The following is a 13,691-nucleotide window of genomic DNA, read 5'->3' as shown; positions in this document are numbered from 1 at the left end:
CTCACCGAAGCATGGCGTGATGCCGCACAACTGCAGCCCGGACGTCCTCACGCGAGGATCCGCGCGAGATATCTCAATCCCATCCCGGCATCTGCGAACCATCCAGGCCGCCTACCTCGAACGTCGCGGTGCGCGTGCCGCCGCCCTTCACCGGGAACTCGATGGAAACGACCTTGGTCTTGTGCAGCAGGCGCCAAAGCGATTTGTAGTCGGTGACGAACATCGCGATCGCCTCGTCTGTATCGGGACGCCAGGCGGCCATCGACTTCGCAGCGGCGCCATCGGCCACGACTTTCACGTTGCAACCCCCGACGCAACGGAAATCGCTGGCCTGCAACACCAGGTAGGCGCTGCGCTTCCATTTGGGGTGGTCGCGGAACACCAGTTGCACCGGCCTTGCGCCGCTGCCGTCCAGATCGATCGGATCCTTGCTGTAGATCATCGCCGAACGCTGGGTGCCGCCCGCCGCGGAAACCTGCGCGTAATTCCACAACGCAGCGAGCCGGCGTTGCTCGCGCGCCGCTTCGCCCTTGGCCTTCACTTCTTCGTAGCCGGCTTTCATCTTCGCAGCCGCCTGGCTGTCGGGATACTGCGAGAGCAAGGCCGAACCGTGCACGCGCGCCATGTCCCAGTTTTGGCCGGTAACGGCGTTGTCGTACTCGCGCGCCAAGGCGGCGGCCGCTTCTTCCTGGGCGGCCGCCTGCGCCTGTGCGGCGGCTCGCTGTTCGGCTTCGCGATCGCCGCAGGCGCCCAATGCAAGCGCGCAAAAGAGCAGGAAAGCGCCGTTCTTCGTCTTGCCTGTCTTCATTGGATTGATTTTCATCGGGCTGCTTTTCATCGGGCGGCTTCTCATCGGGGTGCTCCCTTGTTGATCAGGTACTCGACCGCGGCCGCGACCTCGTCCGGTTTTTCCACTATCGACATATGCCCGCACCCGTCAAGCAGCACCTTGCTGGCCTGCGGCATCTGCGCGGCATAAAGATCCATGGCGCTGAAATCGATCACCGCATCCTGCCTGCACCACAACAGCAACGCGGGCTGACGGATATACGCGGCGGCTTCGCCCGGCAAAAAGCGTTCGTCGCTGCGCCCTATCCTGTCCAGCACGCTTTGTTCGAACTGGGCCTGCTGCTTGCGCCAATCGATCACCGCGCGCGACGCCGGCCACGGGATCGAGGGCTTGGCGGCATCGAGATGGAACACCGTGTCGAGATAGCGCTTGAGCGACGCCTCGTCTTCCACACTGAACGGGTTCTTGCCCGCCAGCACCTCGGTGCCGAACCGGTTGTCCTTGAAACGCACGCCGGCGGCATCGAACAACCCCACGCGCGCCACGCTTTGCGGGCGATCGGCGGCGGTCAGGGCGACGATGCCCCCGCCCATCGAATGGCCGAGCAATACGACGTCGCTGCCCGGCCGTTTGGCGATCTCATCGACGAAGGCCGCGACCCTTTCGCTTTGCGCCACGAACCCGTAGTCCTGTCCTTTGATGCGCTCGCTATCGCCCCAGCCCGGCAGATCCGGGATCAGCAGGCGATAGCGGCCGCGCAGCCTCTCGGCCAGCGGATACCAGTTCTCCTTGCTGCCGGTGAAGCCATGGATCATCACCACGGTGGGCGCATCGGCCTGGTCCGCTTCGCGCACCGCGTAGACCCAGCGGTGGCCGGCTACCTGCGCCTGGCGCAGGGACAGTCCTGCGACCCAGCGTTGCCGCGCGAACTCCGCATGGACCAACGCCAGCGGATCGCGCCACAACCACACCGCCATCGCGCAAACGAAAACGGCCGCCAGCAAGGCGACCGTTTTCAGGGTGCGGCGTCGGGAACGCATCGCTTACTTGCCGGCTTCCGTCTTGGCCAGCAGCGCTTCGACCGATCCGGTGGTGATCGGGTGGTAGCCCGGACGCGCCTTGGCGAAGACTTCCTTGGCGAAGGCCAGGCCTTCGGGCGTCTTCACCAGCTCTTCGTAGATCGGCATGATCAGCTTGCGGCGGCCCACCCGCTCCAGGAATGCGCCGATCGCCGGCTGCGCTTCGGCATAGCCGCTGCGTACGGCCAGCGGATACCAGCGCATCGCGATTTCGCCGTTCTGGGTGCCGGTGAACTTGTAGGCGTCATCGAGCTGCTTCAGCTGCTCGGCGCCGAGCTTGTCGCCCAGACCGTCGATGAAATGCACCCACTGCTGCGTGGTCCACGCCGAGGTGATCTGCGCGTTCGGCAGGGTCTTGCTGCCCAACCAGGCGATGCGCGCGGTGTCGACGATGGCGAAGCCGCGCGACTGCGCTTTCGGTGCGAAGGCGGGAATACCGGGTTCGTTGAGCCAGGTGTTCAGCTCAGCCTCGGTGACCGCGGTCGGGTTCTTGGGCAGCAGGTTCTTGCGCAGGTAGGCGACGAACTGGTCGCTGTTGACGCTCTGGAAAGCGTGGTCGTCGAACCAACCGCGAAGGAACGGATCGAACACTTCGCGGCCGAAACGCTGTTCCAGGAACTGCAGGAACCAGGCGCCCTTGTTGTACGGGATGCCGGACAAGGCCTCGTCCGGGTCGCGACCGGTCAGCGGCGCCAGCACCAGCAGCTGGTCGGCCGGAGCGGCGGTCTTGATCTCTTCGGCCAGGTCGGCCTGGTCGATCTGGCGCTCCATCTCGGCCGCTTCCTGCCCGTACACCGCCTCGGTGATGCGCGACTGCACGTAAGTGGTGAAGCCTTCGTTCAACCACATGTCCTTGGAGCTGGCGTTGGTCACCAGGTTGCCGGACCAGCTGTGCGCCAGCTCATGCGCGATCAGCGACACCAACGATTTGTCGCCGACGATCACCGTAGGCGTGACGAAAGTCAGGCGCGGATTCTCCATGCCGCCGAACGGGAACGACGGCGGCAGCACCAGCATGTCGTAACGTCCCCAGCGGTAGGGGCCGTACAGCGCCTCGGTGGTGGCGATCATCTTCTCGGTGTCTTCGAATTCCTTGGCGGCTTTGTCGACCATGGTCGGTTCCGCCCATACGCCGCTGCGCGCGGAAATGGGCTTGAACACCAGATCGCCCGCGGCGATGGCCAGCAGGTACGACGGAATGGGATTGGGCATCTTGAAGCTGTAGTCGCCATCGCGCGGCGCGGCCGGGTCGTTGTCGGCGCTCATCAGCACCATCACGTCCGGGCGGCTGGTGACGTGGGCGCTGTAGGTGAAGCGCACGCTGGGCGTGTCCTGCAGCGGCACCCAGCTGCGCGCGTGGATCGCCTGCGACTGGCTGAACATGAAGGGCAACTGCTTGCCTTCGGTCATCGACGGCTCCAGCCATTGCAGGCCGGAAGCCTCGGGCGAGGTCTGGTAAGCGATGCGTACGTTCGGGTTGCGCGCCGGCGTTTCGATGGTCAGCTTGCTGCCGAAGATCTTGTCGTTGGCGGCCAGCGCGTATTTCAGCGGCGTCCAGTTGCCCTTGCCATCGTCGCCTTCCACCTTGGAGAGGGTCAGCGCGCGCGTATCCAGCACCAGCTGGGTGGCGGATTTGTCCTTCCAGTCTAGCTTGTAGGTAGCGGTGCCGCCGATCGTCTTCTTGTCGAAATCGATGGCCAGGTCCAGCGCCAGATCGGTGATGGCGACCTTGCCTGGCTCGGCGTAGGAGCTTTCGTCCTGGCTGCGATCCACTTTCACGGCGACGGGCTTGGGTTTGGCGGGAGCGGCCTCGGGGGCGGGGGCGGCGTCGCGGGAACAACCGGCCGCCATCACGGCGGCGCAGGACAGCAACAGGAAAACAGAACGCATCGGGCATATCCGGCTACGGGGGATAGCCCAGTTTACCTCCTACCGCACAAGCGAGTCCCAAACAGCGTGGGAGCGGCGTCCCGCCGCGAGCTTTTGGGCTCAGGCGAAAGCCAGCGAAGAGCTCGCGGCGGGACGCCGCTCCCACGAGATCTCTCTTTCACTGAACCCTGCTGCAGCGGACGCCCGCTAGCTCAGAGCTCTCGTACCCAAATATTCCGGAAGCTGATGGGCTCGCTCGGATCTCCATGGTCCTGGAGTTTGATGGGCGCAGGACCATGCTTCTTGTAAGACGGTTTGCCGATGTAAACGGTAGCGCCTTGCAGCTCGGCATTGTTCTGCACCAGCACGCCGTTGATGAAGGCGGTAACCCTTGCCGGACTCTTCAGCGATCCGTCATCGTTGAATCGTGGAGCGGTCCAGACCACGTCATAGGTTTGCCATTTCCCTGGCTTCTTATTGGCATTGGCCAAGGGAATATGCTGCTTGTAAATCGCGCCAGCCTGGCCGTTGGAATAGGTCCGGTTGTTATAGGAATCCAGAATCTGGATTTCGTAACCTTCGTCTCCAGGACCGGTGGAGGCCAGGAACAAGCCGCTATTCCCACGCGCCTGCCCTTCTCCCGTGATGTTCTCCGGAATGCGCCATTCGAGGTGCAACTGGTAGTCGGCGAACGAGCGTTTGGTCTGAATGTTTCCGGCGCCTTTCTTTACCGTGACCACGCCGTCGGAAACCGTCCATTCCGCGGGAGCGTCCGGCTTGTCGACCGATGTCCATTCCTCCAGATTCGTTCCGTCGAACAGAACGATGGCATCGGCCGACGGCGCCGCAATGCCTACCGTGCCGGGGGTTACGATTTTAGGCTCAGGTTCCCAAACCTCGGTCGCTTTTGGGTCCTTTATTTCCTGCGCGAACGCGGCTTTCGCATTCAGGATAACGAAAGCAACCATCAGAAGTTTCCTCATGATTGTTTTTCCATTATTCATCCATAGCCGCCAGTATCAGACCTTGTAGCCCGTATGCACCGCCACGATGCCGGCCGACAGGTTTTTGTAGCTGCAGCGCTCGAAGCCGGCTTCCTGCATCATCGTCTTCAGCTCTTCCTGCGGCGGATGTTTGCGGATGCTTTCGGCCAGATACTGGTAGCTGCCGGCGTCCTTGGCGAACAGCTGGCCCAGCTTCGGCAGGATCTTGAACGAATGGAAGTCGTAAACGGGCTTGAACCAGTCGAGGGTCACTTCCGAGAACTCCAGCACCCGCGCCTGCCCGCCCACTTTGAGCACGCGGAACATCTCCCGCAGGCCCGCATCCTTGTCGGTGACGTTGCGCAGACCGAAAGCGATCGTGACCAGGTCGAAACTGTTATCGGGGAACGGCAGCGACTCGGCATTGCATTGCACATAGTCCAGGCCGTTGACCAGCCCGCGATTGGTCATGCGGTCGCGGCCGACCGAGAGCATGCCGGCGTTGATGTCGCCCAATACCACGCGTCCATCAGAATCAGCGCCCTCTTCGCCCACCCGTTCCTTGAGCAGCGCAGCGATGTCGCCGGTGCCGCCCGCGAGATCCAATACGCGGTCGCCGCGCTTCACCTGCGCGGTGCCGACGAAATAGCGCTTCCACACGCGATGCACGCCCAGACTCATCAGGTCGTTCATCAGGTCGTAGTTGCCCGCGACCGAGGAGAACACTTCGCCGACCAGCTTCTGCTTGTCCTTGGCGGCGACGTCCTTGAAGCCGAAGTGGGTGGTGCCGGATTTGTAGGGGGATTCGCTCATGCCGCCATTATCGCATTGCCGGCGCGTCGGTCACCCGCGAGCCGCGCAACCCGTAAAACAGGATGAACAGGTAGCACAGGGCCGGCAGCAGGAACGCGTGTTGGACGCCGATGCTGTCGGCCAGGAAGCCCATCGCCAGCGGCACCACCGCGCCACCCACGATCGCCATGATCAGCAGACTGGACGCCTTGTTGGTCATCGGTCCCAGCCGCGCCACACCCAGGGTGAAGATGGTGGGGAACATGATGGAGTTGAACAGGCCGATGGCGACCACGCTGTAGACGGCCGTCATGCCGCTGGTGGTCATGGTGATCAGCAACAGGCCGACCACGATGGCCGCGAAGATTGCCAGCAACTTGCCCGGATCGACGCGCAGCATCAGCGCCGAACCGATGAAACGGCCGACCATCGCGCCGGTCCAGTACGCGGACACGTAGGTCGTGGCGCTTTGCTCGGTCATGGCGCCGATATCCGGCTGCGACAGGTAGTTCACCAGGAAACTACCGATGGAAACTTCGGCGCCCACGTAGAAGAAGATGCCCATCACCCCGAGCAACACGTGGCGATAGCGCAACGGTTCGAACAGACCATGGTGTTGCCCGTCTTTCGCGTCGGTCGATGCGCGAATAGCCGGCAACCGGAACAGCCAGATGATGATCGCCAGCAGGAACAGCAAGCCGGCCAGCACCAGGTACGGCAACTGCACCGATTGGGCTTCCATGCTGCGATAGACAAGGGCCTCGGCCACCGGCATCGCGGAAAGTTCCGCGGCGGTCTTCGGCGCGGCGGCCAGGATCAGCATACCGCCGAAGATCGGCGCTATCGCCGTGCCCAGCGAATTCAACGCCTGCGCCAGGGTCAAACGGCTGGAAGCGGTGCGCTCCGGACCCAGCAGGGCGACATAGGGATTGGCTGCGACCTGCAGCAGGGTGATGCCGGTGGCCAGCACGAACAAGGCGCCCAGGAACACGTTGTAGCTATGCATTTCCGCTGCCGGCCAGAACAATGCCGCGCCGATGCCGGCGATGGCCAGGCCCACCACGATGCCGTACTTGTAGCCCAGCTTGCCCACCACCCAACCCGCGGGCAGCGACATCAGGAAGTAGGCGCCGAAGAAAGTGAACTGAATCAGCATCGCGCGCGCGTAGTTCAGTTCGAACGCGGCCTTCAGGTGCGGAATCAGGATGTCGTTGAGGCAGGTGAGGAAGCCCCACATGAAGAAGATCGAGGTCACCACCACCAGTGCCAGCCGATTCGTGCTGGCAGGTTGGTCGGCGGATGAGGAAGGCGGGGATGCGAGATCCATGTTCACTCCAAAGGCGGCGGATGCGCGGGCCATGCGGCCCATCTCCGCCGATTATGGCATCCGCGCTTGATCCAGATGACCGATCCAGGCAGGAAACGGCCGCGTGCCACGCTGAGCGCGCGCAGATAACGGAGTTGGGCGGGCTATTGGAGACGCTTGTTGCAACGCCACTGCGCGAAGAGGTCGCTGCGCTCAGTCACGCATTCATTCACCTGACTGGGCCTGCGATTGGCGGGCGTCGATAGCACCGTCGGCTGCGAGGCGCTGGTGGTGCCGCCGGTCGAACGTCGCATCGGCGCGGGACCGCTCATGAAACGCGGCTGCGGACCCAAGGACACCACGAAGCCCGTGATGGTTTCCGACTCCACCGTGACCCAATAAGCGTTGTAAGGCGATACCCAGGTTTCCCCGACCTTGAACATCGATCCCTCGTTGTTCGAGACATTGGCGGGCGGCACGGTCGCATCCACGCTGTGGGCCATGCCGTCGTTCACCACGCGGTGGATGATGACCGCATCGCCGGCCAGGTTGGCTTCGTAGCTGCCCGCGCGCTTCCGGGCTTCCAGCGTGTAGAGCACCCCTGGTTCTTGCGGAATCGTGAACACGACCATCTGCGTGTTCAAGGAAACCGCACGGCTGGCCGTATCCAGGATGACCGTAATCCTTGGCCCACCCGCCGTTACCGTCCGCTTGCGGGCGGCGTCCACCCAGCCCAGGCGGTCGCGCTGGTAGATGTTGATGTGTTTGGGCAGGCTGCCGTAGGTCGCATTGGCGACGGCATTCCGCCATCCATCGCTCATTACATCCCAGGGATTGTCGTAGGGATCGTCGTCGCCATCGGAATTGTCGGAATGCGGCAAGCCGTAGCCATGTCCCATTTCATGCGCCAGCGGCGCCAGGTTGTTGAACGCCCAGGGTGGATTCCAGGTATTGCGGATGCAACGGTTCGCCACACCCTCAAGCGGTCCGCAGGCGCCGCCGCCCCAGGCAAAACCGTCCAGGTCGCCGTTGAACATCATGTTGATGCCCTGCACGACGGCGAAATCCACCGTGGGATCGGCAGCGGCGGCGCAGTCTTCGAACAACTTGTCCAGATTGGCTTTTCCATCGCCTTCGCCCGTGATGTAGAACGAACGCGGCTGCGGCAAGGTGAACCAGCCGTAGGCATCGCTGCCGGTCAATGAGACTTTTCCATAGGACACTTCAGGCCAGTAATGGCCCAGCTGGCCAGGTAGCGCGCCGTACTGGCCGCGAAAGAATTCCACCGTCTTCTGCTCGGTATCGATATCGGAGAACTTGCAGGCCACCGTCACCCAGCGCGTGGGACCTGCAATCGCCTTGGCCACCGGTCCGGTCTTCAGGGGAACGGCTGGATCGTAATCCTGGCCAAGGTCGTCGGCGGGAACGATGGCTTCTACTTTCCTGCGCGCGGCGCTGCGCGGGTCAGCGCCGAACTCGATCGCCACCCGGCGATTGGCCAGCGCATAGAGATCGCCGGCGGCGATCCGTGCCTGCGCCGGGTCCAGCGCCTGGCGCTTGCCTTCATCCGTCACCAGCGTGACCAGGAATTTCCCGGGTCGTTTCGCCTGCCCGACACCGCCGCGTGGATCGCCCCACTGCAGCTGCAGCTGCCCCTCGACGATCTGCGCCTGCGCGGCGCTGGTCGTCAGCGCCCACGCCAACCCGCATGCGAGCACCGCTCGCATGCCGATTGCAAACGATGCGCTTCCCCTCACTGCCACTTCAGTCCCCTCGTTCTGGCGAAGGCGACGAAGCGCCTCCAATTCCTGTCATGACTAGATAAACGACAACCGCCTATGCCGAAGTGACCTGGGCCGCATTTCCTGATTTGCCTTGACGCATGCCACCATCTTCTTCGCCCGCCCCTTCCCGGACCCTCCATGGCCCACACCATCGACTATCGCTCCCTGCTGGAAACCGCCGTCGCAGAAGCCCGCCAGGGCCTGGCCGAAGGCGGCATTCCCATCGGCGCCGCTCTTTTCAATAACGACGGCAACCTGCTGGGCTGCGGCCACAATCGCCGCATCCAGGAAAACGACCCCTCGGTTCACGGCGAAACCGACGCTTTCCGCAAGGCCGGCCGCCAGCGCCGCTACCGCGACACCATCATGGTCACCACCCTGGCGCCGTGCTGGTACTGCAGCGGGTTGGTGCGCCAGTTCAACATCGGCACGGTGGTGGTCGGGGAATCGGTCAACTTCAGCGGCGGCATCGACTGGCTGCGCGAGAACGGCGTCACCGTCATCGACCTGCACGACGAGGAATGCATCGCCATGCTGGGCGACTACATCGCCGCCAATCCGGAAGTGTGGAACGAGGACATCGGCGAGGATTGAATGCTTCGTTTCAGCCCGGTTTCATCACCATCAGCCAGAAGATCGCCACTACACTGATGAAAGCCGGCCAGCCCAGCCAGAACCACCAGCGCATGGTGCGGTAATAAGCCGCCGGCAAGGGCTCTCCGCCGGCGCTCGCCTGCATCGCCAGATTGCGGGCCCGCACCTGTAGCCACAGTACGGGCAGCCAGCAACAGCCGACCAGTACGAACAGGATCAGCGCGACCTTGATCCAATAGTGGGTGAGCGGTATCCCCATGATGCGGGTCAGCCAGAGCCCGGTCAGCAGTTGCACCACCACCGCCGGCGCAGTGAAGCAGGCATCTGCGATCACCACCGTCCGCGCAGTGGCCGCGATCACCTTTGCATCGCCGCGCAGGTGCGCCACCCACATGAAGAATGCGATGCCGAGCCCGGTGCCCATGAGCAGCGTCGAGGACAGGATGTGTATCCATTTGACCCAAAGGTAAAGCAAGCTCATCTCCTCTCGGAAAGCACCCAGAGCACGGCAAGCGCCGGAAGGATCACCAGGTTCTTTGCCAGTCCGCCCAAGGGATCCAGCCAAAGCGTGGGCAATGCGATGCCGAACGCCAGCGTATAGGCCAGCACCATGATCATCATCGCTGCGACCGCCACGCGCAAACGCAATCCCGTCAGCAGCCAAAGCCCGAAGATCAGATCGAGCGTGGCGGCCACACGTGCAACCACGACCGGCGCCAGCGCTCCGAGAACCGAGTCTCCGGCCAACCGTTCTATTTCCGATGTCTGCGTTGCCCATCCGACCCAGGCGGAAACCAGCCAAAGTGCAGCGACGCCCAAGCGTAGCGTTGGCGCAAGAAAGTAAAGCTGCGCCTGCCATCGGTCCTGCACCTGACTGGGATGCGAGGCGAGCACCTCCCGCAAAGGTCGCGGAGCGATTCCGAACTCATTGCGCAAGCGCACGGTCGTGCCGTTGGCGGTGATATTCCCGCGTTTAAGCATGCGCCACATCGTTTCGCCTACCGGGCCGCTGCCGATGATTTCCCAGAAGCGAACCAACAGCGCCACCAAAAGCGCAGGAACGAAAATGGCGCGACGACCAGGAATACGCAGCCATTCGCGCCAAATGCTCTGATATTCGCGCAAGGTCATGGGCTCCGGACCACCGACTTCGTGGACGCCGTTCGCTTTCGATTCCAGCGCGCGCGCAACCAGATCGGCCAGATCCTCCACGGCAACGGGCTGGATCGGCCAGCGCCCGTCACCCGGCAAAAGCAGGGCGCCCGGAAACGCAGCCAGCGCACGCAGCAGCGAGGTTCCGCCATAAGAACCGGAAACCCCATAGACCACCGAAGGTCTCAATATCACGCTGCGCAACGGAAGCTCCATCAGAGCTTCGTCGAAGCGATGTTTGGAGGCGATGAACTCGCCATCCTCAGGCATGCCCAATGCCGATATCTGCACGAAGCACTGCACGCCCCGCTTGACACAAGCATAGGCCAAAGCGATCGGCGCATCGAAATGGACTACTGCGAAAGTCTGTCCCTGCTCTTCACGCAGTATGCCGGCGACATTGATCACAGCATCAATGCCCACCAATAACGGCAACCAGCTTTCGGCGGACAGAAGTTGTTGCAGGTCGCATTCGCGTTCGTCGGCCTCCAACTCCCGGCCTCGGGCGCGCACGCCCCGCAGTACGCGCCAGCCACGTTCCCGCAACCTCGCAACTAGGTACCCGCCCAGGAATCCCGCCGCACCGACTACCAGCACCGTCCTGTTGGGTTCTATTTCACTATCCATCGCGATATTCGGCCCTCTGTCCGCTTGCAAGGCTAGCAGACGCCTGTGGGCCTGACATTGGATACTGTTGGCTCCCTTCCAGTCATGCGAGCAGCAACATGTCCGAACACAAAACCACCCTCCAATGGAACCGCGACGGCAAGCCGTTCACGCCCGAGGGCTATAGCCGCGACCACGCATGGATCTTCGAACGCGGGCAACGGCTCACCGGTTCCGCCGCGCCGGCGTACGGCGGCAGCGAACAGGGCGTGGACCCGGAAGAAGCTTTGGTGGTGGCGCTGTCGTCGTGCCACATGCTGACCCTGCTGGCGATCGCGGCCAAGAAGGGCTGGGTGATCGACAGTTACGCCGACGAAGCGGTGGGCATGCTGGGCAAGAACGAGGCCGGCAAGATCGCACTGACCCGCGTCACCTTGCGTCCCAGGATCGTGTTCGCTGAAGGCAACGCGCCCGATGCCGAAGGACTGCAACGCCTGCACCATTCGGCGCACGAGCATTGCTTCATCGCCAATTCGGTGAAGACCGAGGTCGCCATCGAACCGCGATGACCTGAATTTGTAGGAGCGGGCCCTGCCCGCGACGCTGTTGGTAATTCGTCGCGGGCAGGGCCCGCTCCTACAAGAGACTCAGAGGATGTAGCGGCTCAGGTCCGGATCCTGCACCAGTTCGCCCAGATGCGTGTCGACATAGGCTTTGTCGATGCTGACCTTCTGCCCGTCGCGATCGGGCGCTTCGTAGCTCAGTGTGTCCAGCAAGCGTTCCAGCACCGTGTGCAGACGGCGCGCGCCGATGTTCTCCTGGCGTTCGTTGACCTGCGCGGCGATCTCCGCGAGGCGTTCGACCGCGTCCACCGTGAACTCCACGGTCACGCCCTCGGTCTGCAACAGCGCCTCGTACTGACGGGTCAGCGCGGCCTTGGGTTCGGTGAGGATGCGCACGAAATCATCTTTCGACAGCGCCGAGAGTTCCACCCGGATCGGGAAACGACCTTGCAATTCCGGGATCAGGTCGCTGGGCTTGGCCAAGTGGAACGCACCCGAGGCGATGAACAGAATGTGGTCGGTCTTGACCGTGCCGTACTTGGTGCTGACGTTGGAGCCTTCCACCAGCGGCAGCAAGTCGCGCTGCACGCCTTCGCGGCTTACGTCGCCCCCGCTCATGTTGCCGCCACGCTTGGCGACTTTGTCGATCTCGTCGATGAACACGATGCCGTTCTGCTCGCAGGCCTCGATCGCCGCGACGCGGATATCGTCTTCGTTGACCAGCTTGGCCGCCTCCTCTTCCACCAGCTGCGGGCGCGCGGCCTTGACGGTCAGCGTGCGCGTATGCGACTTGGCGCTGCCCATGCTGGAGAACATCTGCCGCAACTGCTGGCCCATTTCCTCCATGCCCGGCGGAGTCATGATGTCCATGCTGACGTTGGCGGAGAGTTCCAGCTCGATCTCGCGGTCGTCCAGCTCGCCGGCACGCAGCATCTTGCGGAACTTGGTGCGGGTATCGCCGTCGTGCGCCGAGGGTTCGTTGCGGGCGGCCTCGGCATCGAAACCGATGCCGGCACTGCGCCGCGGCAACAGCGCGTCCAGGATGCGGTCCTCCGCGCGCTCTTCGGCCTGGGTGCGCACGCGTATTTTCGCCTGCTCGCGATACATCTTGACGGCAGTGTCGGCCAGATCGCGCACGATCTGCTCCACGTCCTTGCCGACATAGCCGACCTCGGTGAAGCGCGTGGCCTCGACCTTCACGAACGGCGCGTTGGCCAGCGTGGCCAGGCGACGGGCGATCTCGGTCTTGCCCACACCGGTCGGTCCGATCATCAGGATGTTCTTCGGCATCACTTCGTCGCGCAGGTCCGGTTGCAGCTGCATGCGGCGCCAGCGGTTGCGGAGCGCGATGGCGACCGCGCGCTTGGCCGCGTGCTGGCCGACGATGTGGCGGTCGAGTTCCTGCACGATTTCTCGCGGAGTCATGGTGGCGCTGATGTTCTCGGGTTTGGCGGACATAGGTGTGCTCTTGGTACTGTCATCCCGAACGTAGTGAGGGATCTGCTGTTTGGTTACCGGGCAGGTGAAGCAGATTCCTCACTGCGTTCGGAATGGCAAAGGAATGCGCTCGGAAGGGCAAAGGAATTTTGACGAGGCTTACAGTTCTTCGACGACGATGTTGCGATTGGTATAGATGCAGATGTCGCCGGCGATGTTCAGCGACTCGACCGCGATGGATTTCGCGTCCATCTCGGTATGCGCCATCAACGCCCGTGCCGCCGACAGGGCATAGGAACCGCCGGAACCGATGGCGATGAGGCCGTCTTCGGGCTCGATCACATCGCCGGTGCCGCTGATGATCAGCGAGGTGTCCTTGTCGGCCACGGCGAGAAGGGCTTCGAGCTTGCCCAGGCGGCGTTCGGTACGCCAGTCCTTGGCCAGCTCGACTGCGGCGCGCTGCAGCTGGCCGTGCTTTTCGAGTTTGGCTTCGAACAGTTCGAACAGGGTGAACGCATCGGCCGCCGCGCCGGCGAAACCGGCCAGCACCTGACCGTCGCGGCCGAGCCTGCGCACCTTGCGGGCGTTGCCTTTCATCACCGTATTGCCGAGCGTGACCTGCCCGTCGCCGGCCACGGCGACGCGACCGTTGCGCCGCACCGACAGGATGGTGGTGGCGTGGAAAACATTCGGGTTCTGACTGGGGTCCATGCGGCCTCCGTGGTGTTAACTAGTG

The 13,691-nt window shown here is 63.2% G+C and carries 13 protein-coding genes; 2 read left to right on the top strand and 11 right to left on the bottom strand.

Features of this window, described 5'->3' with window-relative positions; genetic code table 11:
• Window positions 1–73 precede the first annotated feature (73 nt).
• The 7 genes from J2W94_RS15120 to J2W94_RS15090 form a co-directional block, all read right to left on the bottom strand.
• Entirely contained in the window at window positions 74–823 is a 750-nt protein-coding gene (locus J2W94_RS15120; protein WP_430540627.1) for a hypothetical protein, read from the bottom strand.
• Between the two features lie 26 nt (window positions 824–849).
• Complete coding sequence (locus J2W94_RS15115) at window positions 850–1,830, bottom strand: alpha/beta fold hydrolase (protein WP_310095202.1); 981 nt, start codon at window positions 1,828–1,830, stop codon at window positions 850–852.
• Between the two features lie 3 nt (window positions 1,831–1,833).
• Complete coding sequence (locus tag J2W94_RS15110) at window positions 1,834–3,759, bottom strand: M1 family metallopeptidase (protein WP_310095199.1); 1,926 nt, start codon at window positions 3,757–3,759, stop codon at window positions 1,834–1,836.
• A gap of 191 nt (window positions 3,760–3,950) precedes the next feature.
• Window positions 3,951–4,721 (bottom strand): 3-keto-disaccharide hydrolase, encoded by a 771-nt coding sequence (locus tag J2W94_RS15105; RefSeq protein WP_310095196.1) that lies wholly within the window; start codon window positions 4,719–4,721, stop codon window positions 3,951–3,953.
• 36 nt (window positions 4,722–4,757) lie between these two features.
• A complete protein-coding gene (ubiE, locus tag J2W94_RS15100) occupies window positions 4,758–5,534 on the bottom strand; it encodes a bifunctional demethylmenaquinone methyltransferase/2-methoxy-6-polyprenyl-1,4-benzoquinol methylase UbiE (RefSeq protein WP_310095194.1) in 777 nt (258 codons plus the stop codon).
• A gap of 7 nt (window positions 5,535–5,541) precedes the next feature.
• Entirely contained in the window at window positions 5,542–6,840 is a 1,299-nt protein-coding gene (gene fucP / locus J2W94_RS15095; protein WP_310095191.1) for an L-fucose:H+ symporter permease, read from the bottom strand.
• A 143-nt stretch (window positions 6,841–6,983) separates the two neighbouring features.
• On the bottom strand, window positions 6,984–8,546 hold the full coding sequence (locus J2W94_RS15090) for a hypothetical protein (RefSeq protein WP_310095188.1): 1,563 nt from the start codon (window positions 8,544–8,546) through the stop codon (window positions 6,984–6,986).
• A gap of 195 nt (window positions 8,547–8,741) precedes the next feature.
• On the opposite strand from J2W94_RS15090, the gene J2W94_RS15085 reads away from it, so the two are divergent.
• On the top strand, window positions 8,742–9,197 hold the full coding sequence (locus J2W94_RS15085) for a nucleoside deaminase (protein ID WP_310095187.1): 456 nt from the start codon (window positions 8,742–8,744) through the stop codon (window positions 9,195–9,197).
• Between the two features lie 10 nt (window positions 9,198–9,207).
• On the opposite strand, the gene J2W94_RS15080 is transcribed toward J2W94_RS15085, so the two are convergent.
• Both J2W94_RS15080 and J2W94_RS15075 read right to left on the bottom strand, forming a co-directional pair.
• Window positions 9,208–9,678: a DUF2269 family protein gene (locus J2W94_RS15080; RefSeq protein WP_310095186.1), complete on the bottom strand. Its 471-nt coding sequence runs from the start codon at window positions 9,676–9,678 to the stop codon at window positions 9,208–9,210.
• A complete protein-coding gene (locus tag J2W94_RS15075; RefSeq protein ID WP_310095183.1) occupies window positions 9,675–10,976 on the bottom strand; it encodes an SDR family oxidoreductase in 1,302 nt (433 codons plus the stop codon). The genes J2W94_RS15080 and J2W94_RS15075 overlap by 4 nt, the downstream gene beginning before the upstream one ends.
• Window positions 10,977–11,074: 98 nt before the next feature.
• Here J2W94_RS15075 and J2W94_RS15070 point away from each other — a divergent pair, with 98 nt between their 5' ends.
• Window positions 11,075–11,524 carry an OsmC family protein gene (locus tag J2W94_RS15070; RefSeq protein ID WP_310095180.1) on the top strand — a complete coding sequence of 150 codons (450 nt, stop codon included), beginning with the start codon at window positions 11,075–11,077 and terminating at the stop codon, window positions 11,522–11,524.
• Between the two features lie 78 nt (window positions 11,525–11,602).
• On the opposite strand, the gene hslU is transcribed toward J2W94_RS15070, so the two are convergent.
• Both hslU and hslV read right to left on the bottom strand, forming a co-directional pair.
• Window positions 11,603–12,976: an ATP-dependent protease ATPase subunit HslU gene (hslU, locus tag J2W94_RS15065; protein WP_430540626.1), complete on the bottom strand. Its 1,374-nt coding sequence runs from the start codon at window positions 12,974–12,976 to the stop codon at window positions 11,603–11,605.
• A gap of 138 nt (window positions 12,977–13,114) precedes the next feature.
• Window positions 13,115–13,666, bottom strand: coding sequence for an ATP-dependent protease subunit HslV (hslV, locus tag J2W94_RS15060; protein ID WP_310095177.1), 552 nt, complete (start codon window positions 13,664–13,666; stop codon window positions 13,115–13,117).
• Window positions 13,667–13,691 lie beyond the last annotated feature (25 nt).

The sequence above is a fragment of the Pseudoxanthomonas sacheonensis genome (assembly GCF_031455975.1).
GTDB lineage: Bacteria > Pseudomonadota > Gammaproteobacteria > Xanthomonadales > Xanthomonadaceae > Pseudoxanthomonas_A > Pseudoxanthomonas_A sacheonensis_A.
Note: the sequence above shows the minus strand (reverse complement) of the source record. Positions and strands in the feature narration are given on the sequence as shown.

What these genes read in the sequence shown, in the direction of transcription:
- J2W94_RS15120 (WP_430540627.1), bottom strand. Translation starts at nt 823, where the DNA reads ATGAAAATCAATCCAATGAAGACAGGCAAGACGAAGAACGGCGCTTTC.
- J2W94_RS15115 (WP_310095202.1), bottom strand. Translation starts at nt 1,830, where the DNA reads ATGCGTTCCCGACGCCGCACCCTGAAAACGGTCGCCTTGCTGGCGGCC.
- J2W94_RS15110 (WP_310095199.1), bottom strand. Translation starts at nt 3,759, where the DNA reads ATGCGTTCTGTTTTCCTGTTGCTGTCCTGCGCCGCCGTGATGGCGGCC.
- J2W94_RS15105 (WP_310095196.1), bottom strand. Translation starts at nt 4,721, where the DNA reads ATGAGGAAACTTCTGATGGTTGCTTTCGTTATCCTGAATGCGAAAGCC.
- ubiE (WP_310095194.1), bottom strand. Translation starts at nt 5,534, where the DNA reads ATGAGCGAATCCCCCTACAAATCCGGCACCACCCACTTCGGCTTCAAG.
- fucP (WP_310095191.1), bottom strand. Translation starts at nt 6,840, where the DNA reads ATGGATCTCGCATCCCCGCCTTCCTCATCCGCCGACCAACCTGCCAGC.
- J2W94_RS15090 (WP_310095188.1), bottom strand. Translation starts at nt 8,546, where the DNA reads ATGCGAGCGGTGCTCGCATGCGGGTTGGCGTGGGCGCTGACGACCAGC.
- J2W94_RS15085 (WP_310095187.1), top strand. Translation starts at nt 8,742, where the DNA reads ATGGCCCACACCATCGACTATCGCTCCCTGCTGGAAACCGCCGTCGCA.
- J2W94_RS15080 (WP_310095186.1), bottom strand. Translation starts at nt 9,678, where the DNA reads ATGAGCTTGCTTTACCTTTGGGTCAAATGGATACACATCCTGTCCTCG.
- J2W94_RS15075 (WP_310095183.1), bottom strand. Translation starts at nt 10,976, where the DNA reads ATGGATAGTGAAATAGAACCCAACAGGACGGTGCTGGTAGTCGGTGCG.
- J2W94_RS15070 (WP_310095180.1), top strand. Translation starts at nt 11,075, where the DNA reads ATGTCCGAACACAAAACCACCCTCCAATGGAACCGCGACGGCAAGCCG.
- hslU (WP_430540626.1), bottom strand. Translation starts at nt 12,976, where the DNA reads ATGTCCGCCAAACCCGAGAACATCAGCGCCACCATGACTCCGCGAGAA.
- hslV (WP_310095177.1), bottom strand. Translation starts at nt 13,666, where the DNA reads ATGGACCCCAGTCAGAACCCGAATGTTTTCCACGCCACCACCATCCTG.